General features: G+C 54.6%; 21 protein-coding genes, 1 pseudogene and 2 riboswitches. Of the genes and pseudogenes, 13 read left to right on the forward strand and 9 right to left on the reverse strand.

The window, feature by feature from the left end; genetic code table 11:
* Positions 1–159 precede the first annotated feature (159 nt).
* Positions 160–1,095 carry an ATP-grasp domain-containing protein gene (locus P398_RS0104285; protein ID WP_029334170.1) on the forward strand — a complete coding sequence of 312 codons (936 nt, stop codon included), beginning with the start codon at positions 160–162 and terminating at the stop codon, positions 1,093–1,095.
* A 232-nt stretch (positions 1,096–1,327) separates the two neighbouring features.
* Here the strand turns inward: P398_RS0104285 and hemQ are convergent, their stop codons facing one another.
* Complete coding sequence (gene hemQ, locus P398_RS0104295) at positions 1,328–2,101, reverse strand: hydrogen peroxide-dependent heme synthase (protein ID WP_029334171.1); 774 nt, start codon at positions 2,099–2,101, stop codon at positions 1,328–1,330.
* 337 nt (positions 2,102–2,438) lie between these two features.
* Between hemQ and pta the strand changes: the two genes are divergently transcribed.
* The 4 genes from pta to P398_RS16940 all read left to right on the forward strand — a co-directional run bounded on the left by pta (position 2,439) and on the right by P398_RS16940 (position 4,724).
* The gene (gene pta / locus P398_RS0104300; protein ID WP_024371188.1) at positions 2,439–3,428 is read left to right on the forward strand and encodes a phosphate acetyltransferase; all 990 of its coding nucleotides are present in this window, start codon (positions 2,439–2,441) and stop codon (positions 3,426–3,428) included.
* Between the two features lie 77 nt (positions 3,429–3,505).
* Positions 3,506–4,225 (forward strand): DUF2711 family protein, encoded by a 720-nt coding sequence (locus tag P398_RS0104305; protein ID WP_029334172.1) that lies wholly within the window; start codon positions 3,506–3,508, stop codon positions 4,223–4,225.
* A 35-nt stretch (positions 4,226–4,260) separates the two neighbouring features.
* Positions 4,261–4,560, forward strand: a complete 300-nt coding sequence (locus P398_RS0104310) for a rhodanese-like domain-containing protein (protein ID WP_029334173.1) — start codon at positions 4,261–4,263, stop codon at positions 4,558–4,560.
* The gene (locus P398_RS16940; protein ID WP_156111500.1) at positions 4,557–4,724 is read left to right on the forward strand and encodes a hypothetical protein; all 168 of its coding nucleotides are present in this window, start codon (positions 4,557–4,559) and stop codon (positions 4,722–4,724) included. Before P398_RS0104310 ends, P398_RS16940 begins: the two co-directional genes overlap by 4 nt.
* Before the next feature lie 119 nt (positions 4,725–4,843).
* On the opposite strand, the pseudogene P398_RS16540 reads toward P398_RS16940, so the two are convergent.
* Both P398_RS16540 and folE2 read right to left on the reverse strand, forming a co-directional pair.
* Positions 4,844–4,954: pseudogene (locus P398_RS16540) on the reverse strand (transposase); the annotation flags it as partial.
* Positions 4,955–5,226: 272 nt separating this feature from the next.
* Positions 5,227–6,135 (reverse strand): GTP cyclohydrolase FolE2, encoded by a 909-nt coding sequence (folE2, locus tag P398_RS0104320; protein ID WP_029334174.1) that lies wholly within the window; start codon positions 6,133–6,135, stop codon positions 5,227–5,229.
* Positions 6,136–6,387: 252 nt separating this feature from the next.
* Here folE2 and P398_RS0104325 point away from each other — a divergent pair, with 252 nt between their 5' ends.
* Entirely contained in the window at positions 6,388–7,218 is an 831-nt protein-coding gene (locus tag P398_RS0104325) for a TerC family protein (protein WP_024371184.1), read from the forward strand.
* Positions 7,219–7,260: 42 nt separating this feature from the next.
* Here the strand turns inward: P398_RS0104325 and P398_RS0104330 are convergent, their stop codons facing one another.
* Genes P398_RS0104330 through P398_RS0104345 form a run of 4 tightly spaced genes read right to left on the reverse strand, consistent with a single transcriptional unit; the run spans position 7,261 to position 10,223 of the window.
* Positions 7,261–7,794 (reverse strand): 1,2-dihydroxy-3-keto-5-methylthiopentene dioxygenase, encoded by a 534-nt coding sequence (locus P398_RS0104330; RefSeq protein WP_029334175.1) that lies wholly within the window; start codon positions 7,792–7,794, stop codon positions 7,261–7,263.
* Between the two features lie 13 nt (positions 7,795–7,807).
* Positions 7,808–8,425 (reverse strand): methylthioribulose 1-phosphate dehydratase, encoded by a 618-nt coding sequence (locus P398_RS0104335; RefSeq protein WP_024371182.1) that lies wholly within the window; start codon positions 8,423–8,425, stop codon positions 7,808–7,810.
* On the reverse strand, positions 8,422–9,072 hold the full coding sequence (locus P398_RS0104340; RefSeq protein ID WP_024371181.1) for a 2-hydroxy-3-keto-5-methylthiopentenyl-1-phosphate phosphatase: 651 nt from the start codon (positions 9,070–9,072) through the stop codon (positions 8,422–8,424). The genes P398_RS0104335 and P398_RS0104340 overlap by 4 nt, the downstream gene beginning before the upstream one ends.
* Complete coding sequence (locus P398_RS0104345) at positions 9,069–10,223, reverse strand: 2,3-diketo-5-methylthiopentyl-1-phosphate enolase (RefSeq protein ID WP_029334176.1); 1,155 nt, start codon at positions 10,221–10,223, stop codon at positions 9,069–9,071. The genes P398_RS0104340 and P398_RS0104345 overlap by 4 nt, the downstream gene beginning before the upstream one ends.
* A 71-nt stretch (positions 10,224–10,294) precedes the next feature.
* A riboswitch (SAM riboswitch) is annotated at positions 10,295–10,397 on the reverse strand.
* Between the two features lie 205 nt (positions 10,398–10,602).
* Positions 10,603–10,706, forward strand: a riboswitch (SAM riboswitch).
* An 81-nt stretch (positions 10,707–10,787) separates the two neighbouring features.
* On the opposite strand from P398_RS0104345, the gene mtnK reads away from it, so the two are divergent.
* The 5 genes from mtnK to P398_RS0104370 are packed head-to-tail and all read left to right on the forward strand — an operon-like array spanning position 10,788 to position 16,409.
* Positions 10,788–11,942 carry an S-methyl-5-thioribose kinase gene (gene mtnK / locus P398_RS0104350; protein ID WP_029334177.1) on the forward strand — a complete coding sequence of 385 codons (1,155 nt, stop codon included), beginning with the start codon at positions 10,788–10,790 and terminating at the stop codon, positions 11,940–11,942.
* Entirely contained in the window at positions 11,939–12,973 is a 1,035-nt protein-coding gene (gene mtnA / locus P398_RS0104355) for an S-methyl-5-thioribose-1-phosphate isomerase (protein WP_051638861.1), read from the forward strand. Before mtnK ends, mtnA begins: the two co-directional genes overlap by 4 nt.
* Positions 12,966–14,033, forward strand: a complete 1,068-nt coding sequence (locus P398_RS0104360) for a sugar ABC transporter substrate-binding protein (protein WP_029334179.1) — start codon at positions 12,966–12,968, stop codon at positions 14,031–14,033. Before mtnA ends, P398_RS0104360 begins: the two co-directional genes overlap by 8 nt.
* Positions 14,033–15,433: a sugar ABC transporter ATP-binding protein gene (locus P398_RS0104365; RefSeq protein ID WP_051638862.1), complete on the forward strand. Its 1,401-nt coding sequence runs from the start codon at positions 14,033–14,035 to the stop codon at positions 15,431–15,433. The genes P398_RS0104360 and P398_RS0104365 overlap by 1 nt, the downstream gene beginning before the upstream one ends.
* Positions 15,408–16,409 (forward strand): ABC transporter permease, encoded by a 1,002-nt coding sequence (locus P398_RS0104370; protein WP_051638863.1) that lies wholly within the window; start codon positions 15,408–15,410, stop codon positions 16,407–16,409. The genes P398_RS0104365 and P398_RS0104370 overlap by 26 nt, the downstream gene beginning before the upstream one ends.
* Before the next feature lie 18 nt (positions 16,410–16,427).
* On the opposite strand, the gene P398_RS0104375 is transcribed toward P398_RS0104370, so the two are convergent.
* On the reverse strand, positions 16,428–16,904 hold the full coding sequence (locus P398_RS0104375) for a GNAT family N-acetyltransferase (RefSeq protein WP_029334182.1): 477 nt from the start codon (positions 16,902–16,904) through the stop codon (positions 16,428–16,430).
* A gap of 79 nt (positions 16,905–16,983) precedes the next feature.
* Here P398_RS0104375 and P398_RS0104380 point away from each other — a divergent pair, with 79 nt between their 5' ends.
* Positions 16,984–17,364 (forward strand): VOC family protein, encoded by a 381-nt coding sequence (locus P398_RS0104380; protein WP_029334183.1) that lies wholly within the window; start codon positions 16,984–16,986, stop codon positions 17,362–17,364.
* Between the two features lie 28 nt (positions 17,365–17,392).
* On the opposite strand, the gene P398_RS0104385 is transcribed toward P398_RS0104380, so the two are convergent.
* Entirely contained in the window at positions 17,393–17,698 is a 306-nt protein-coding gene (locus P398_RS0104385; protein ID WP_024371172.1) for a winged helix-turn-helix transcriptional regulator, read from the reverse strand.
* Between the two features lie 117 nt (positions 17,699–17,815).
* On the opposite strand from P398_RS0104385, the gene P398_RS0104390 reads away from it, so the two are divergent.
* The gene (locus P398_RS0104390; RefSeq protein ID WP_029334184.1) at positions 17,816–18,307 is read left to right on the forward strand and encodes a lactoylglutathione lyase family protein; all 492 of its coding nucleotides are present in this window, start codon (positions 17,816–17,818) and stop codon (positions 18,305–18,307) included.

The following is an 18,307-nucleotide window of genomic DNA, read 5'->3' on the forward strand; positions in this document are numbered from 1 at the left end:
CACTTCCTTATAAAATTTGTCGCTTTTCTCAGTTATTATTAAGTTCATTATACCATGAAATCATTATTAATTAAGAAATAACGCATTGTAAGTTATGCACATTGGAATAATCGGATATGGCTATGGTAAAGTGAGGATACGAAAAAAGGGGAGGTACGTATGGCTAAAATTTATGTCTTACACGAAAACAATGAATGGACAGACCATCTCGTCAAACGACTGGACGAATTAGCTTTACCTTACGAATTGTGGCATTTGGATGAGGGAATGATTGATCTCGAGGCGACCCCGCCCGAAGGTGTGTTTTATAACCGGATGAGCGCCTCGTCCCACACGCGCGGACACCGTTACGCCCCGGAGCTTACGGAAGGGGTGCTCGCTTGGCTTGAGGCGAATAACCGGACTGTCTTTAACGGGACGCGTGCGATTCGTCTTGAAGTGAGCAAAGTGAATCAGTATACGGCACTTCGCCGCGAAGGAATCCGTGTACCGAAGACGATTGCGGCCGTCGGGAAAGAACAAATCATGAACGCGGCAGAGACGCTCGGGATGACGCCGTTTATCACCAAGCATAACCGAGCCGGCAAAGGGCTCGGTGTCCAGTTGTTTCATTCGATTGAGGCGTTACGTGAATATGTATATGGACCGCAGTTCGAAGACTCGGTCGACGGCATCACGCTCATTCAACAATATATTGAGGCGCCACAACCGTTCATCACACGCTGTGAGTTTATCGGCGGGAAGTTCGTCTATGCCGTACGCGTCGACACGTCGGAAGGATTCGAGCTGTGCCCGGCTGACGCTTGCTCGATTGAAGATCAGTTTTGCCCGGTCGGTGAGACGCCGCCAGCGAAGTTCGAGATCGTCGAAGGGTTTACGCATCCGATGATCGCGCAACTTGAGACGTTCCTCGCTACGAACGACATCGCCGTCGCCGGCATCGAGATCATCGAGGACCGAGACGGTAACGTCTACGCCTATGACGTGAACACGAACACGAATTATAACTCCGACGCTGAGGCGAAAGCGGGCACGTACGGTATGCTCGAACTCGCGACGTTCCTCGGGGACGCTCTTCATGCGAAGGCAAAATAAAGGGTCAGGCTTTTGCCTGACCCTTTCGCTGTGTATGTTTTAACTGTTGTTCAAATCGAAGTTGGACTAGCTCGGCAGTCGGTGCCATTCGCTCAATAAACGAATCTAAACGTTCCGCAGTGTCTCGATCTGATTCCTTGAACACGCGCATCGTTGTTCACCTCATTGATCATTATTATGGAATTGCTTCTATAATCAATGTTTCCCGAGGCACCGTCCGCATAAACCTCGATTACCCGAGGAATGTGCCGAGTTCTTCTTTTGGTAGGATGTTCCCGACGTAGAAATCGCCGAACTCTCCATACTTCGCACTCACTTCATCGAAACGCATCTCGTAGACGATTTTCTTGAACTGAAGCGAATCTTCCGCGAATAGCGTCACGCCCCATTCCCAACCGTCAAATCCAGTCGATCCGCCAATAAATTGTTGGATTTTGCCGGCGTAGCTGCGGCCGATCATGCTGTGGCGGTACATGAGGTCTTTGCGCTCATCCATCGAGAGCGTATACCAGTTGTCGCCGTCGCGGCGTGCCTTGCTCATCGGATAGAAGCAGATGTGCGCCGTTTTCGGGAGCGTCGGGTAGAGACGCGACCGGATGTGCGGGTTTTCATACGGATCGCCGTCGCCTGAGCCACGGTACATGCCGAGTTCGATGACCGAGACGTACGAATACGACGGGATCATGTAGTCGTACAGCTTCGTCTTCCGGAGCGCGAGCTCGACTTGCTCGAGCTCTTTGAACGTTGGACGAAGGACCATAAGAACGACGTCCGCCTTTTGTCCTAAAATCGAATAAAAGGCGTGGCTGCCTTCACCGCGCGTTTCCACTTCTTCAAGCGAGGCGAGGAACGCGACGAATTCATCAATCATTTCTTTTCGCGCCGTAGCGTCAACAGTTTTCAAGCGGGTCCAATCGATCGTGCGGAAATCATGGAGCGTGTACCAACCGTCCAACGTGGCGGCGGCGTGCTGTGTCTCTGTAGTTGGTGCAGGACGTTCTGACATAAAAAAACTCCTTTCAGGAACTTAGGCTTCGCTGTTTATTTTACCATAGTCCCTTCACAGCCTGCCAAGTTTGACGCCGGCTGTGAGTCGCATCACGGTCGAGACGGGAAAAAGCAACGATCCGGCCATGAATGAAAACGGCTTCAAAACAGCCTGTATCAGTCGATAGAGTATCACTGTTGTATTCATATAATGATTGATTTCAAGCGATTTATGACGAATCGGGCAGAATAGTTTATTTTAAAAAAGGTCCTGTGTATAATTGAAATCGCATAAAGACAGAAATCGGTCACAAACCGTAAGTGATTCTTATTATAAGAAAAGGGGTTCCTCCGTTATGAAACTATTTGATACGTTAAAGCAGAAAGTCAGCCCGATCCGTCCAACTATCGTCTTGCCTGAAGGCGTCGATGAGCGCGTCCTCGGAGCCGCGGTCCGTTTGAAAAACGACGGCATGGTCGACCCGATCGTCATCGGTCCGAAAGCCGAGCTCGATGCGGTCGCAACGAAGCACGGATTTGATATCTCGAACTTGACGCAGTACGACCCGGCGACGTACGAAGACATCGACACACTCGTCGAAGCGTTCGTCGAGCGCCGTAAAGGCAAAGCGACGCCAGAACAGGCCCGTGAATTGTTGACGTCAGACGTCAACTACTTCGGGACGATGCTCGTCCACACAGGCAAGGCAGAAGGTCTCGTCTCGGGTGCGATGCACGCGACAGCGGACACGGTCCGTCCGGCCCTTCAAATCATCAAAATGCAAGAAGGCATTAAAAAGACGTCAGGCGTCTTCATCATGGTACGCGACAACGAGCAGTACGTCTTCTCGGATTGCGCGATCAACATCGCACCGGACGCGGCCGACCTCGCGGAGAACGCCTACTTGTCAGCGTTGACAGCGAAGACGTTCGGCATCGAGCCGCAAGTCGCGCTCCTCAGCTTCTCGACGAAAGGTTCAGCGAAATCACCTGAAACCGAGAAGGTCATCGAAGCGACACGTCTCGCCAAAGAAAAAGCGCCGAATCTTCCAATCGACGGTGAGCTTCAGTTCGACGCTGCGTTCGTCCCGAGCGTAGCAGCGAAGAAAGCGCCAGGCTCTGACGTGGCCGGGAACGCCAACGTCTTCGTCTTCCCAAGCCTCGAAGCCGGGAACATCGGCTACAAGATGGTTCAACGTTTCGGCGGGTTCGAAGCGATCGGACCGATCCTCCAAGGCCTCAACAAGCCGGTGAACGACTTGTCGCGCGGTTGTAACGAAGAAGACGTCTACAAATTGACGCTCATCACAGCGGCACAAGCCATCGACGAGCGCAACGAAGCGTAAGTCGCAAGCATCCTTCCTTAGCGGAGGATGCTTTTTTTGTTCGGCCATTGTAAACTATTGGAAAAGGGGGTGGTCAGATGAACGAATTTGAAAAAGAAGTCGTGCTTCCGGAAGGACATCGTTACGCGATGTTCGGCGGCGGGGATGACTATCCGATCAAACCGTATTACGAAGGGGTGTTCGAAGCGGTATTCGTCGTGTTCCATCCTTTTCTTGCGTCCGTGAACGACCGTGCCGTAATCGACCGATATGTCGACATGAACAAAAACGAAGTAGAGCAGCAATTTCGAGTCGTCACGTGGCAAGAGATGTGCCGTCAACTTGACTTTGACCATGTCAAACGCATCGATCACGCACTCCGGACAATGATCGGAGCGTTGAAACCGCACGCGAAAGACCGAGCAAGCGCAAATCGAATCATCGATTTTTGTAAGCGTGACAACTTGCTTCCACCAGGCGAAGGAGTGCTGTCTAATCTTTTAGAGAACCAGGTATTGCGTGCGCTTCTTGAAATGGGGGAAGAATGGATGTGGAGTGGCGACGAGTTTTGTACGGAACGGCATCTCATTCATATTCGTGAGACGCTAGCCGCTGATACGTGGGGGATGCAACATCGGACGTTCTTCGGTTACCAACATGAGTGGCTCATCGTACCGCCTTGGGATAGCCATTTCACGTTGTTTTGTGGCAGCCGTGCTTGGATCGGGCAGGTGGTCGAGCGGTGTGAGCTCGAAGGGTTCTATTGTGATGACGAAACGACAATCAATTGGAGTTTGTCTAATCGAAAACTAAGGTAAACTAGTAAGGGACAACATTAAAAGGGGGAGCCTATATGCAAAACATCCATGCAACCGAATTACGTGAGAAGCTCGAGAACGGGGAGTCGCTCCACATCATCGACGTGCGCGAACAAGACGAATACGACGCGGGTCACATCCCGCACGTACCGCTCTATCCATTGTCTGAGTTCCCGGAAGTGACAGAAAAGCTCGCCAAAGACAACGTCTATCATGTCATTTGCCGCTCGGGCGGGCGCAGTGTGACGGCGTGCGACTACTTGGAGTCACAAGGATATAAAGTCGTCAACGTCGAGGGCGGCATGCTCGCCTGGGACGGTGACATCGAAGCGTGATGCTCGACAATCCTTGGGTCGTCATCCCGCTCCTCATCGCCTTGTATTTGACCGTGTACGCGTTCGTCAAACGGCTCGATTGGGCCAAATGGCGAATCGTGTGGGCGGTATGGGTTATCTTGATCGTGATCCTGTTGACGATTCGGCTCGTCCGGAGCCTATAAAAAACGAGTAAAACCAAAGTCGGCTTCACTCGTTTCAGATTGAAGACAAAGTCACGTTTCAGGCGAACTGAAACGTGACTTTTTCGTTTTCGGGCCTTGAGGCGCTCTGCCCGAGACCCTGTCCAGCCTGCCATCTTCTTGAGATTGAGGGCAGCAAAGGTAAGCATCGCCTGCATTGAAACTTTTTCAAGTCCCCGGTAACGGGTCCAACGCATGCCATGCTTCTCTCGTCCGATTCACCTCTATGACTGGTTCTCTACCTCTCATTATAAAAAAGGGACGAGGGTACGAAAAGAGGGATTGATGCGTGGACCGACTAAGGGCACGGCGAGACTTCTAGGGGAATAGCAAGCAAAGGGAGACCCGGCAGCGTTAAGCGATACGGCTCCCTGCTTGCCCCCAGAAAAGCGAGCTGTGTCCGGTCGGGCAAATAAAAAAACTGCAGACAATGTTTTGTCTACAGTCTGAAACGAGTGAAGCCAAAGTCGGCTTCACTCGTTTTTTAGTTCTCGCGTTTATCGAACGTGATCGAGGCAATCGCGTCATGTTGGTGAATCGATTCTTCGTTCCGACATTCGACGAAGAAGTTGACGACTTGCTTCATCTCGTACAAGTCGGCTGCGATTAAACGGACCATGTCTTCGACGAAGCGCGGGTTCTCGTACGCGATCTCTGTCGCGCGCTTCTCATCCGGACGTTTGAGGACCGGGTGAAGCGGTGCCGAGGCGTTCGACTCGGCTGCATCGAGAAGAGCGAGGCGCCAGTCAAAACCGTCGAGCGACGTCTCGTCGAGGCCAGCCTCGATCGTGATGTATCCGCGTTGGTTATGGGCACTGTATTCACTGATTTCCTTAGAACACGGGCAAAGCGTCGTGACGTTGATGACGAGACCGACCGTGACGCTCGCTGTCCCCGTCTCAAGGTTGTACGACACGCGGTGCATGACATCAGCGTTCATGAGACCGCTGAGGCCCGTTGCTGGCGCTTTTCGGCTAAAGAACCATGGGTAGCGGATTGTGAGCTGCCCTTCTGTTTGCTCCATTCGCTCGGCGAGCTCTTGTGCGAACTCGATGAGCGACGCGTTCGACACGGTCCAGCCTTGGTTATGGTACGCGTCGAGCTGTTCGGTAAGGCGTGACATGTTGATGCCTTTCCGATCCTGCACGAGTGACGTCGTCAATTCGAACGTCGCGACCGTTGCCTGGATGCCGTCTGGCGTCTCGATGTTGACCGGGTGTTTCACGTTTGAGATGCCGACGCTGTCGAGCGCGAACAAGAAGTTTTTCGGTGTATTCTGCAAATCAATCATTTTATCTTTTTCTGTCGGTTTCGTTCCCTTGATTGGCGGGACCGAACCGAATAATTTATGTCGTTCTGCTTTAGTAGGTAAAGCGACATGGCTTGTAGACATAATCGGATTCTCCTTTTTGAGAGGGTGGGGACCACCACTCGTTCTTGTTAGGATTTTATCACGAAACGTACGTGAACCGGGTATCAATTTGCTCTCTGAACATGCTGTGAACCTGTTTTTAGTGAGAAACTTCATAGTGTGAAAAAATAACGATTGCTTTTAAAAAGAAATCGGAATAGAATGTTCTCGTGAACTTAAAAAAGTAGTCACTATTAAATATGAAGGAACACAACTAAAAGGAGATGGATTTACATGGATTGGCAGTTAATTCTGCAGTATGCTTGGATCGTCGTTGTCCTCGTTGGTCTTGAAGGGCTATTATCTGCAGACAATGCGCTCGTCTTGGCTGTCATGGTCAAACATTTGCCGCGCACGGAACAAAAGAAAGCATTGTTCTATGGCTTACTTGGAGCGTTCGTATTCCGCTTCCTCGCACTGTTCCTCATCTCGTTTTTAATCAACGTCTGGCAAGTGCAGGCACTCGGTGCCCTCTACTTGATCGGGATGAGCGCGAGACACCTGTATATGACGTATAAGGCGCGTCATATGGCACCGCATCAAGACTTGGCCGCAGAAGCGAAAGCCGAGACGGCCGTCACGGAGCGTCCGGTCTCGCGCAAAGAGTTTTGGTGGACGGTCGCGAAAGTCGAATTCGCGGACATCGCCTTCGCGGTCGACTCGATTTTGGCGGCGGTCGCGCTCGCGGTCAGTCTCCCAGCACTTGGTCTCGGTGAGATCGGCGGCATCGACTCCGGTCAGTTCTTCGTCGTCTTGCTCGGTGGACTCATCGGTGTCGTCTTGATGCGTTTCGCCGCCCGCATTTTCGTGAAGCTGTTGCACGAGCGTCCGACGCTCGAGACGGCCGCCTTCATGATCGTCGGTTGGGTCGGGGTGAAACTGACGGTACTCGTCTTAGAACATGATGGCTTTAAACAATTAATAGAAGGAACACCGTTCGAGTTCATCGGACTCCCGCACGGATTCGTCCACTCGACGGGTTGGACGCTCTTCTTCTGGTCGGTCATGGTCGCCATCGCCCTATGGGGTTGGTTCTCATCGAAACCGTCCGCGGTCAAACATTAAAAAAATCCTGCTCTCCCTTTAACGGGAGGCAGGATTTTTTTGTTAGGCGGTCACGTCTTCTTTCTCGTAAATCGGCACCCAGCCTTCTGTCGTCACGAAGATGCGGACGGCGACGACTTTGCGGTCGTCTTGAAGGGTGAAATAGTGGCGCGTGTTCACCGGCACCGAGATGAGGTCGCCCGGGTTCAATTCGATGTTGAAGTAGCCGCGTTCGGCGTCATCGATCGCGAAGATCCCATGACCGCTCACGATGAAGCGGACCTCATCGTCCGTGTGGTGATGTTCTTTTTGGAAGTTGACGAGCAGTTCGTCCAAGTTCGGCGTCGCGTCCGACAAGGAGATGACGTCGGCCGTCTTGTAGCCGCGGCGCTCGGACACGTCTTGAATCTCGTCGCGGAACGTGGCGAGAATCGCTTGTTTGTTTTCGTCCGTCAATTGATAGTTCTCCTGCAAGTCAGCCGGGAGCTTGTTGATGTCCCACTGCTCATACAGAATACCGCGTGACTCTAAAAATGCGCTCACTTCAGCTTGATCGACGTAACGGTCTTCGGTTTGTTGGAAATAGATTGTGGCCATGAATGGTTCCTCCTTATGAATGGACGCCTAAGGCGCGTAGTTTTAACGTGTAGCTGAACAAAAACTCATATGCTTCTAAATAGCGTTTTGCCGCAGCGGGTGTCTCGCCCCAGACGGTGATGCCGTGATTGCGGATGAGGACGGCGCCGGCGCTCGAGTGGATGTGAGGGGCGAACGCCGCGGCGAGCGTCGGGATGTCGGCATGGTTGTCGATGATCGGGACACGGACGACGGCGTCTTCTTCCCAAAAGCCGAGCGCCTTGATAATCTCTTGACCGGTGAAGGCGACCTCGCCGCGTGCCGCGTGCAACTCCGAGATGACGTTGTTGTCGATCGTATGGACGTGCAAGGAACACGTCGCTTCCGTCCGGTTGAACACTTCCACGTGGAGCAGCGTCTCGGCGGACGGTTTGCCGTTTTGGTCGCCGATCAATCGTCCGGACGCATCGACGAGGACGAAATCTTCCGGTGTCCGTTTTCGTTTATCACGTCCGCTCGCTGTGACGAGGAAAGTGAGCGGTTCGTCTGAGACACGGATCGCCAAATTCCCACTCGTTCCGGGGAACCAGTCGCGGGCGGCGAGCTCGTCTTTAATGTCGGCGAGTTCGAGCCAACGTGTGGTCACACTCATACGGACACCTCCTTCAAGTGATACGTGATGTCGTCAAACGTCTCGAACGGGGCGTAGCGGATACCTTCCGCCTCACAGAGGGTGATGAGCTGGCCACGGGCGTAGACGAAGTCAGCCTGCTTGGCGACCTCGAAGTCGGTCACTGAGTCACCGATGACGACCAAGCGATCATCGGGATTGACGATGCGGCGGGCGATCGTCGGTTTGCAGCAACCGCAATCGTTCGTACACTGCTCGTCACAAGCGTGCGGCCAGTCGATTCGTACCGTCTCGGCGGAGAAGTCGGCGACGTTGCAATAGATGTGGTCCGGATCGACATGTCCGTTTAAAATCGGATAGACGAAAAAGTCCATCCCGCCGCTAACGACGTCAAACTGCCAATCGTTTTGACTCACCTCGGCCAGAAAGTCAATAAACCCGGGACGCAGTTCGATGCGTTCCACCAAATAGTCACGATACACGGTTCGCCCAGCGCTCGGCAACAGTTCGAACAGTTGCCCGACACCTGACCGAATCGAGATGTTTTGGGCGAGTACGTCATCTTTGATTGTGTGCCATTCCGAAGGGGCGAACGCCTTCATAAGGGCGATGATGTTGTCCTCGGCCGTGATCGTCCCGTCAAAGTCACAGAGGATATGGACCGTCATCGTGTCGTCCATGCCTCGAGTGCGACATCGAGTGCGTCCGTTTGACCGGCCCGCCCCAGCACTTGGTCGATCGCTTGACGGAAGGCGCGGGCACCGGCCGCGGCACCGTCCGGATGACCGTGAATGCCGCCGCCGGCGTTGATGACGACGTCCGTACCGAAGTCGCGGATGATGTCTTCGACGAGTCCAGGGTGAATCCCGGCCGATGGGACCGGGAGAATCGGTTTTCTTACGCTCGGTTTCGCACTGAGGTCGCGAATGAGAAGGGCCTCATCCCTCGGCGTCGCGAGCGAACCATACGGTGACGGAAACAGTGTCAAATCAGCACCGGCAAGACGAATGAATGTCCCGAGTAGAAGCGAGTGATTGATTGAACCGGTCAAGGCGCCGGCAAACGCCGGGTGCGCTAAAATCGGGACACGGACGTCCGGGTCTTTCGCGAGTTCTCGAAGTGCATCGAGTCCGTATGTATAGACGTTGAAGAGCAGTGCCGTCGCCCCGGCTTCAATCAAACGGAGCGCTTGGTCGCGCAACCCGAACACCGGGCCGCTCAGCGTGATGGCATATAAGGCCCGTTTACCGGTCGCCTTGTAATGGTCGTCTAACACGATTCGCCCGACCCGTGCCCGTTCGAGCGAAGGGGTGAGCGGGTTGTCATACAAGATCTCATCGTCTTTGACGATATCGATGCCGCCTGAGAGTTGGTCGCGCAGTTGTTGTTCTAAAAAGCGCAAGTCTCGTCCGATGACCCCTTTAAAGATGCTCATGACGAGCGGGCGATCGTTGACGCCGAGCTGTTCACGAATCCCGTCGACACCGAACTTGGCGCCGGGGAAGTCTCGGGAAAGTGATTCAGGTAGCTCGAGATCAAGTAAACGGACCGAGTCATCAAGTGATAGTTTTCCGAACGTCGTCGTCAAAATTGACGAGAAGTCGGAACTGACGTTATCGAGCGGGTAACGGATCGTGAAACGGCTCGTCGTGTCTGTATGCGACGTCGAGACGACCTCGGCGCGGTACGATTGTAGTTGTTGTCGTTCTAAATGGGGCAAGTCCGTCCACGTGCCGACAGTCAACTCGAGCGCGATTTTCGCGGCGATATCGGCGACGCGGTCCGTGCGATTGATTTCATAAGTGGCAAGAATACCCATGTTTGTTCCTCCTTCCGGTCAAACAAAAAATGACCCCATGCCGAGGCAAGAGGTCATCATGAAAAAATGAACTCTTATCTCTCAGCTTGCGCTGCAAGAATTAGCACCGTGCCCAAGCGGGTCGGTTGCTGCGACATCATCGGGCTTGTCCCCTCCGTCTGCTCTTGATAAGAATATGATTTGAAGTTGTGAAATTTAATTGAATTTTTGCACATAATCGTCACAGCGTCAATTCCTTTTTTTGAAAAAAATAATTTTTGAAAGTTGTTTCCATATATGCAAAGAAAAAGTGGATCTACTCGTTATAAATCCCCGTTGACAAGTACGGCGCTCAGTCCGTAATATTCATCATAACACGTTCACACAATCGAATAAGACACTCTTATCGCGAGTTGGCAGAGGGAATTGGCCCGATGACGCCGCAGCAACCGACCAGTACGGCACGGTGCTACATCCACCAGACATACGTCTGAAAGATGAGAGGAACAACCAATTTGGCTGTGCCTCTTTCTCGCGGAGAAAGGGGCTTTTTTTGTGGGAATCATACCGAAAGGGGAAACCATCATGACATATCAACCATTTACAGAACAGACCGTCGTCGAGCATGTCCGGGAACTCGGATTGATCGAAGCAGGGGGAATCGCCCAGTGTGAAGAGATCGGTGACGGCAACTTGAACCTCGTCTTTCGCATCCGTCAAGGCGAGACGAGCTTGATCGTGAAGCAAGCCCTTCCGTACGCGAAAGTCGTCGGAGAGAGCTGGCCGCTCACGCTCGATCGGGCCTGGATCGAGCAGTTGGCGCTTCGGGAGTTCGCTGAAGTCGTTCCACGATTCGTACCACGAGTGATCGGGAGCGACCGCGCCCTCGCCTACACGATTTTAGAGGATTTGTCTGAATATGATATCGTCCGCACCGGTTATCTCGAAGGGAAGACGTATCCGGAGCTGGCCCGTCACGTCGGCGAGTTTTTAGGGGAGACGCTGTTCGTCACGTCCGACTATGCGGCCGGACCAATCGAAAAGAAACGAAAAGAGCGGGAGTATTACAACCCGGAACTGTGCGACATCACAGAAAAACTCATCTTCACCGACCCGTATAAAGATGCCGAATCGAACAACATCGAGGCGGAGCTTCGCCCGGACGTCGAGCGTTTGTGGCAAGACAAGGCGCTGAAAGTCGAAGTGGCAAAACTGAAAGTCGGGTTCGTCACGAAACATGACGCCTTGCTTCACGGCGACTTACATACCGGCAGCATCTTCGCGACGTCACAGGAAACGAAAATCATCGACCCGGAGTTCGCGTTTTACGGACCGTTCGGTTTTGACGTCGGTCAAATCATCGCTCATTTGACGCTTGCGACGTTCCACGATCCGCTCAAGCGGTTCGAACGGTTCACCGACGTCCTCACCGTCTGGGAGACGTTCGAGAAGACGTTCCGTCACAACTTCACGAGCGCCGTCGAGCCGTTCAATACGGAAGGGTACGTCGACGACTTGCTCGAAACAATCTTCAGCGACACGATCGGCTACGCCGGTTGCGAGCTCATCCGCCGCGCCATCGGCCTCGCCGGCGTCGCGGACCTCGAGACGTTACCCGAAGCGGCCCGTCTCGAGCGAAAACGTGATGCGCTCGCCCTCGGCGCCACCCTCATCAAAGAGCGGCACACCGTCGATTCGATTGACGACCTCGTGGCACTCCTCTCGGGGGTGCGCGTATGACCGTCCAAAACATTCGTTTCGACGCATCGACCCATGAGCTGGTCCTTTTAGATCAGACGCTCCTTCCGCACGAGGCGCGTTACGTGACGATCGAGACGCTCGAAGAAGCCGAACGTGCGATTGAGACACTCCAAGTCCGAGGCGCACCGGCGATCGCGTACTTCGGGGCGTTCGTCTTGGCGAAAGAGGCAGGACGATTAGTCGACGACCCGGATTTCACGCGTCGCCTTGAAATCGTCGGACGCCGCTTGATCGCGACACGGCCGACGGCGGTCAACCTTCAAAATGTGATCGAGTCGCTCCTCGAGCTGAACGTCGGGGACGATTTTGAACAGATTGCCGGGGAAATCGAACGACGTGCCGTTGCGTTATATGACCGCGACGTCGACACATATCGCTCTATCGGTGAGCACGCACTGACGGTATTACCGGCAGGTGGGAACATCTTGACGATCTGCAACGCCGGTGCCATCGCGACGTCACGTTACGGTACGGCACTTGCCCCGTTTTATGTCGGTAAAGAGCAAGGCGTCACATTCAACGTCTTCGCCTGTGAGACGCGACCGCTTCTTCAAGGGGCCCGTCTCACAGTCTGGGAGCTCGACCAGGCCGATATCGATGTCACGCTCATCACCGACAATATGGCCGCATGGACGATTCAAGCGAAAGGCGTCGACGCGATCATCGTCGGGGCCGACCGCATCACGCGGACGGGTCACGTCGCCAACAAGATCGGCACGCTCCAACTCGCCGTGCTCGCCAAGCATTACGGGATCCCGTTTTACGTCGCGGCACCTCATTCGACGTTCGATTTGACGGCGGACGATGCGATTGAAATCGAGGAGCGGGACGCGAAAGAAGTGACGCATATCGGTGGCCAGCCGACGGCTCCTGTCGGTATCACCGTCTTCAATCCGGCGTTCGACGTCACGCCGCCTGAGCTCATCACCGGGCTCATCACCGAGGCGGGCGTGTTCGAGGCGAACGAGACGGCCATCACACATCACGTAGGGGGAACGGTTCATGTCTAAAAAACTATTGATTTTACTATTCACGTTCGTGTTGGCGCTCGTCGGCTGCACGAACGAACAAGCGGCGACACCGAAACCGGCCGAGAAGACGCCGGAGACGAAACCGGTGTCCACCTCGAACGGCACGTTGCCGAAAGACATCGACGTCGCCCTGATCATGCAAATGTCGATCGGGACGTTCTCGTCGCAGTACATTAACGGGGTGACCGAGCAAGTCGAATCGTTCGGCGGCAACGTGAAAGTGTATAACGCTGACAACGACTTATCGAAGATGGCGAGTTATGTCGACACGGTGACGACGCAAGGTGTCGATGTCATCTTGATCGACCACGGGCGTGCCGACGCGTTGAAAGAACCGGTCCAACGTGCGCTCGACAAAGGCATCAAAGTCGTCGCGTTCGACAACGATTTGACGAACGAGGGCGTGACCGTTATCGACCAGGACGATTATTCGCTCGCCTGGCGTTCGCTCAAGGCGCTCGCGGAAGATTTGGACGGCGAAGGGAAAATCGTCACGATTTGGGTCGGCGGCTTCACGCCGATGGAACGACGCCACACGATTTATGACGCGTTCTTGAAGCGTTATCCAGGCATCGAAGAAGTGGCCAAATTCGGTTCAGCGACGAACAACACCGCGCTCGACACGCAAAGCCAGATGGAGGCGATTTTGAAGAAGTATCCGGAAGGCGAGATTGACGCCGTGTTCGCGATGTGGGATGAGTTCGCCAAAGGGGCGAGCCGTGCCATCAAACAAGCGGGGCGCGATGAGATTGCCGTCTACGGCATCGATTTGAGCGACGAGGACCTCCAGCTCATGCAAGAAGACGGGAGCCCATGGAAAGTGACGGCGGCGACCGACCCGGCTGAAATCGGTCGTATCCAAGTCCGGTACGCCTATCAAAAACTCGCCGGCGAAGAGACACCGTCGATTCATTCGGTCGACCCATATCTCGTCGATCGTGACGTCTTGCCTGACGAGAAAGTGACAATGGACGACCTCGGTCAATACGTGCCGAACTGGGGCGCGTCAGACGCGGCTTGGTCGGACTGGATGAAATGATGATTCGGCTTGAACGCGTCACTAAACAATACGGGGACGTGACGGTGCTCGACGACGTCACGTTCGGGCTCCGGCGCGGTGAGATCCATGGGCTTCTCGGCTTGAACGGGGCCGGAAAGAGCACGTTAATCAAATTATTGAACGGCACGACGACACCGACGTCTGGGTCCGTCTCTATTGATGACGAGGCGGTCGTGTTCACGCCGGCCGAAGCGATTCGACGCGGGGTCATCACCGTGTCGCAAGAAGTCGATGATGCGCTCTATCTCGATTTACCAGTCTATGAGAACGTCGTGCCGTGGCAGACGGTCGAACGGATTAAACCGCGCGACTTGAAGCAACGGGCGACGGCGTATTTGAAACGTGTCGGCCTCACGATCGATGTGACGAAACCGAGTGGACATTACCCGCTCAGCGTCAAACAACGGATTTTAATTGCAAGAGCGCTTGCGAGCGAAGCGACGTACCTCTTACTCGATGAGCCGACGGCGGCCTTGTCGACGGACGACGCGGCGGCACTGCTCACGTTGTTGCAGTCGCTCGCAGATGAAGGTGTCGGCATCCTTCTCATCACTCACCGCTCCGAGGAGCTGTCGCGTGTCACGACGACGACGACGTTTCTCCGAGATGGGCGACTCGTCTATGAAGGGCCGTTCCAGCCGTTGTCGACAGAAGACGTTCATGCGCTGTTGAGCGGGACGGAATTGGGCGACGATTTAGAAAAGGCGACACCGACGAACGAGGTCCAACTGAAGGCGACACTCACATTACCGACGTTTGGGACCGAGTTGTCCTTCACCGCCTATAAAGGCGAAGTCGTCGGCATCGGCGGCGTGACGGGCAGCGGCAAGACCGAGCTCATCGAGGCGTTGTTCGGTTTGTCCGACGTGAAGCAACACATCGAGCACGGCGGGAAAGTGACGACGGTCCAAACGCCGCGTCAAGCGGTCCGAGCCGGGTTCGCCCTCGTCCCGGAAGAGCGCCGGAAACAAGGACTCTTTCTCGACGACTCGATTGAACGAAACGCGTTAGTCGTTGAAGGCGAGACGAGCGTGTTACAACGCGTCTTGTCCTCGCTTCGTGTCAAATATGCCGATGTTCGACAGCCGGTGCGGGAGCTGAGCGGCGGCAATCAACAAAAAGTCGTCCTCAGCAAATGGTTGTTTCAAGACCGGGACGTGTATTTACTCGACGAGCCGACGAAAGGCGTCGATGTGACGGCGAAACGAGACATTTATGAGCTCGTGACGCAACTGGCCAAAAAAGGCAAGACGGTCATCTTCACGTCGAGTGAGGCGCATGAATTAGAACTCGTCGCCAACCGCACGCTTTGGCTCGACCGCGGCCGCTGGCAGCAGAAAGGAGGGGCATCATATGGCCCAACTCGTACTCAAACCTAAGGCGAGACGATTCACCGGCATCGGTCAATACGGGACGCTGTTCGCGATCCTCGCATTGATTGCGGTCTTCGGCGTGACGAACGACCAGTTCCTGACGTACGCCAATTTCAGCGACATCATCAAATCCGTCTCGATTGTCTCGTTGCTCGCCCTCGGGGTGACATTCTCACTCATCGTCGGCGGATTCGATTTATCGGTCGGTTCGACGGCGAGCCTCGCGACGGTCGGGGCGGCGTCAAGCCTCGTGTTACATAGTCAAGAGCTGCTCGTCGCCTTGCTCGTCCCGATTGTTCTCGGCGTGCTCGTCGGACTGTTGAACGCGCTCGTGACGATCAAATTCCGGTTACCGGACTTGCTTGCGACGCTCGCCATCATGTACGTCATCAATGGGGTCCAGTTGACGTATACGAAAGGCTTCTCGATTTATGACAACATGCCGATTGAAGGGGGGACGGCGTCGGGCCGGTTCATCCCATCGTTCCTCTTCATCGGACAAGGCTCGATCGGGCCGGTCCCGTTCGTCGCCATCTTGATGGTCATCTTCTTCGCCGGGGCGCATCTGTTCTTGACGTATTCGAAGACGGGTCGCGAATTTTATTACGTCGGCTCGAACGTCGAGGCGGCCCGTCGTTCCGGTATCGCCGTCAACCGCATCAAGCTGTACGCCTACGTGTTGAGCGGATTGTTCGCAGCGATTGGCGGCATCATCTTGGCGTCACGGATCGGCACGGGGCAAGTTTCGGCCGGGGCGCCGCTCTTAATGGACGCCGTTGCGGCCGCCTATATCGGCTATGCCGTCTTCGGGACAGGACGACCGAACGTCGTCGGCACGTTGATCGGTGCCGTCTTGATTGGGATCTTGTTGAACGGGCTGACGATGTGGGACGTGCCGTATTATGCCCAAGATATCGTCAAAGGGACCATCTTGATTGCGGCGCTCGGCTTGTCATACATCCAAAAGAAACAGCTGACATAGGAAAAGTCCTCAGAACGCTTAGTTCTGAGGACTTTTTTGGCGTTCCATGCGGATGAAGTCGTACACACTTCCGTTCGTCGGTTGTTGAAACGAACCGGTCTGTTTGAACCCGCACGCCTCATACAGCCGAATGGCCCGTTCGTTGAAGGCGGCGACGGCGAGCGTGATGCGACGGGGCGCGTACGTCGCCTCGATGAAGTCGAGAATCGACGAAAGGAACGCGCGTCCGCCCCCGTTCCCAGTCAAATCGGGTCTCATGCCGAGGCCGATGTCGACCGTCTCCGCCTCCGTTCGTGCGACGCTCACGAAACCGATCAGATCGGTGTCGGACGTGATGGCGAACACCGACTCTCCACGCTGTTCGGCGTCTAGAAATTCGACCAAATCGTCTTCGTCCGCTTCGATGTCGTAAAATACGTAAACGCCTTCGTAATGCCACGTGAAGGCGATCATTTCTGCTTGTTGCTGTGTCAGGACAGCGAATTGATGCGTCATGTGAATTTCCTCGATTCAAGGGCAGGATGGAATGCTACACTCATTATAGTACCACCAACTTGAAGAATGGGGTGACCACATGGGAATCAAGTTAGACATGGTCGGCATCGTCGTCGAAGATATGAAACGGGCGCTCGACTTTTATCGTCTGCTCGGCTTAGCGATCCCGGAAGCGATGGATGGGGAAGCGCACGTCGAGGTCGACGACGGCGGTGTCCGGCTCGCCTTCGACACAGTCGAAGTGGCCGAATCGGTGTACGGGGAATGGAAGCAGGCGACGGGGCACCGGGTCGAACTCGCCTTCTTATGCGACAGCCGAGATGAGTTGGACGCGCGCTATGAAGCGATCGTCGGGCATGGCTATGCCTCGCACCGCGAACCGTGGGATGCGTTTTGGGGGCAACGTTATGCCATCGTCATCGATCCGGACGGAAATCTGATCAGCCTATTCGCAGCATGACAAAACCCTCGCCGGATTCGGCGAGGGTTTATTCGTCTCGTGTCTCGCCCCACGAGCAGAGCGCCTTCATTGCCGGCTGCAGGCTGAGCGCTTCCTCGGTGAGCGAATATTCGACGTGCAGCTGCTTCTCTGTCGAATAGTCGATGCGGCGCACCATGCCGAGCTGTTCGAGTTCACGCAGTTGGTCGGTCAACACTTTGCGGCTGACGTCGGGGATGGCGCGCTGAATGTCTGAGAAACGGCGTGGTCCGTTCTCGAGCGTACAGTACACTTGGGGGCGCCATTTACCGCCGATGATGTCGAGTGCCTTGTTGACAGGGAACGGGGTCGTCATGTTCAGTTTGCCTCGCTTTCGGGTAGTTACTTCAATGTGCGTACTATTTTTCTTGCTTCGATGAAGGTATCGTATCGTTATCCAACAAATTGAGCAAACAAAAAGGAGCGGATCACTTTGACATATCCACGTACATTCTCACATATCGGACTATCGGTCCCGAGTGTGGCGGAAGCAGTTACATTCTATGAGGACGTGATGGGCTGGTACACGATCATGCAACCGTCGGACGTCGTCGAGGACGACTCGCCGATCGGCGTCATGTGCACCGACGTGTTCGGTCCGGGCTGGGGCAGTTTCAAAATCGCCCACATGTCGACCGGTGACAAGATCGGCATCGAGCTGTTCGAGTTCCCGAATAATGAGAAACCGGAGGACAATTTCGAGTTCTGGAAGACGGGCATCTTCCACTACTGCGTTCAAGACCCGGACATCGAGGGACTCGTCGAGAAAATCGTCGCCCATGGCGGCAAACAACGGATGCCGATCCGGGAGTATTACCCGGGCGATAAGCCGTACCGGATGGTGTACTGTGAAGACCCGTTCGGTAACCTCGTCGAGATTTACTCACACTCTTATGAACTGACGTATTCGGAAGGAGCGTATTGA

It is taken from the genome of Exiguobacterium aurantiacum DSM 6208 (assembly GCF_000702585.1).
GTDB lineage: Bacteria > Bacillota > Bacilli > Exiguobacteriales > Exiguobacteriaceae > Exiguobacterium > Exiguobacterium aurantiacum.

Coding starts and splice junctions, on each gene's coding strand:
- P398_RS0104365 (WP_051638862.1), top strand. CDS start 14,033: ATGATTCGGCTTGAACGCGTCACTAAACAATACGGGGACGTGACGGTG.
- P398_RS0104340 (WP_024371181.1), bottom strand. CDS start 9,072: ATGACGGTCCATATCCTCTGTGACTTTGACGGGACGATCACGGCCGAG.
- P398_RS0104375 (WP_029334182.1), bottom strand. CDS start 16,904: ATGACGCATCAATTCGCTGTCCTGACACAGCAACAAGCAGAAATGATC.
- mtnK (WP_029334177.1), top strand. CDS start 10,788: ATGACATATCAACCATTTACAGAACAGACCGTCGTCGAGCATGTCCGG.
- P398_RS0104310 (WP_029334173.1), top strand. CDS start 4,261: ATGCAAAACATCCATGCAACCGAATTACGTGAGAAGCTCGAGAACGGG.
- P398_RS0104305 (WP_029334172.1), top strand. CDS start 3,506: ATGAACGAATTTGAAAAAGAAGTCGTGCTTCCGGAAGGACATCGTTAC.
- P398_RS0104335 (WP_024371182.1), bottom strand. CDS start 8,425: ATGAGTGTGACCACACGTTGGCTCGAACTCGCCGACATTAAAGACGAG.
- folE2 (WP_029334174.1), bottom strand. CDS start 6,135: ATGTCTACAAGCCATGTCGCTTTACCTACTAAAGCAGAACGACATAAA.
- P398_RS0104285 (WP_029334170.1), top strand. CDS start 160: ATGGCTAAAATTTATGTCTTACACGAAAACAATGAATGGACAGACCAT.
- pta (WP_024371188.1), top strand. CDS start 2,439: ATGAAACTATTTGATACGTTAAAGCAGAAAGTCAGCCCGATCCGTCCA.
- P398_RS0104325 (WP_024371184.1), top strand. CDS start 6,388: ATGGATTGGCAGTTAATTCTGCAGTATGCTTGGATCGTCGTTGTCCTC.
- P398_RS0104380 (WP_029334183.1), top strand. CDS start 16,984: ATGGGAATCAAGTTAGACATGGTCGGCATCGTCGTCGAAGATATGAAA.
- hemQ (WP_029334171.1), bottom strand. CDS start 2,101: ATGTCAGAACGTCCTGCACCAACTACAGAGACACAGCACGCCGCCGCC.
- P398_RS0104345 (WP_029334176.1), bottom strand. CDS start 10,223: ATGGGTATTCTTGCCACTTATGAAATCAATCGCACGGACCGCGTCGCC.
- P398_RS0104385 (WP_024371172.1), bottom strand. CDS start 17,698: ATGACGACCCCGTTCCCTGTCAACAAGGCACTCGACATCATCGGCGGT.
- P398_RS0104330 (WP_029334175.1), bottom strand. CDS start 7,794: ATGGCCACAATCTATTTCCAACAAACCGAAGACCGTTACGTCGATCAA.
- P398_RS0104370 (WP_051638863.1), top strand. CDS start 15,408: ATGGCCCAACTCGTACTCAAACCTAAGGCGAGACGATTCACCGGCATC.
- P398_RS0104360 (WP_029334179.1), top strand. CDS start 12,966: ATGTCTAAAAAACTATTGATTTTACTATTCACGTTCGTGTTGGCGCTC.
- mtnA (WP_051638861.1), top strand. CDS start 11,939: ATGACCGTCCAAAACATTCGTTTCGACGCATCGACCCATGAGCTGGTC.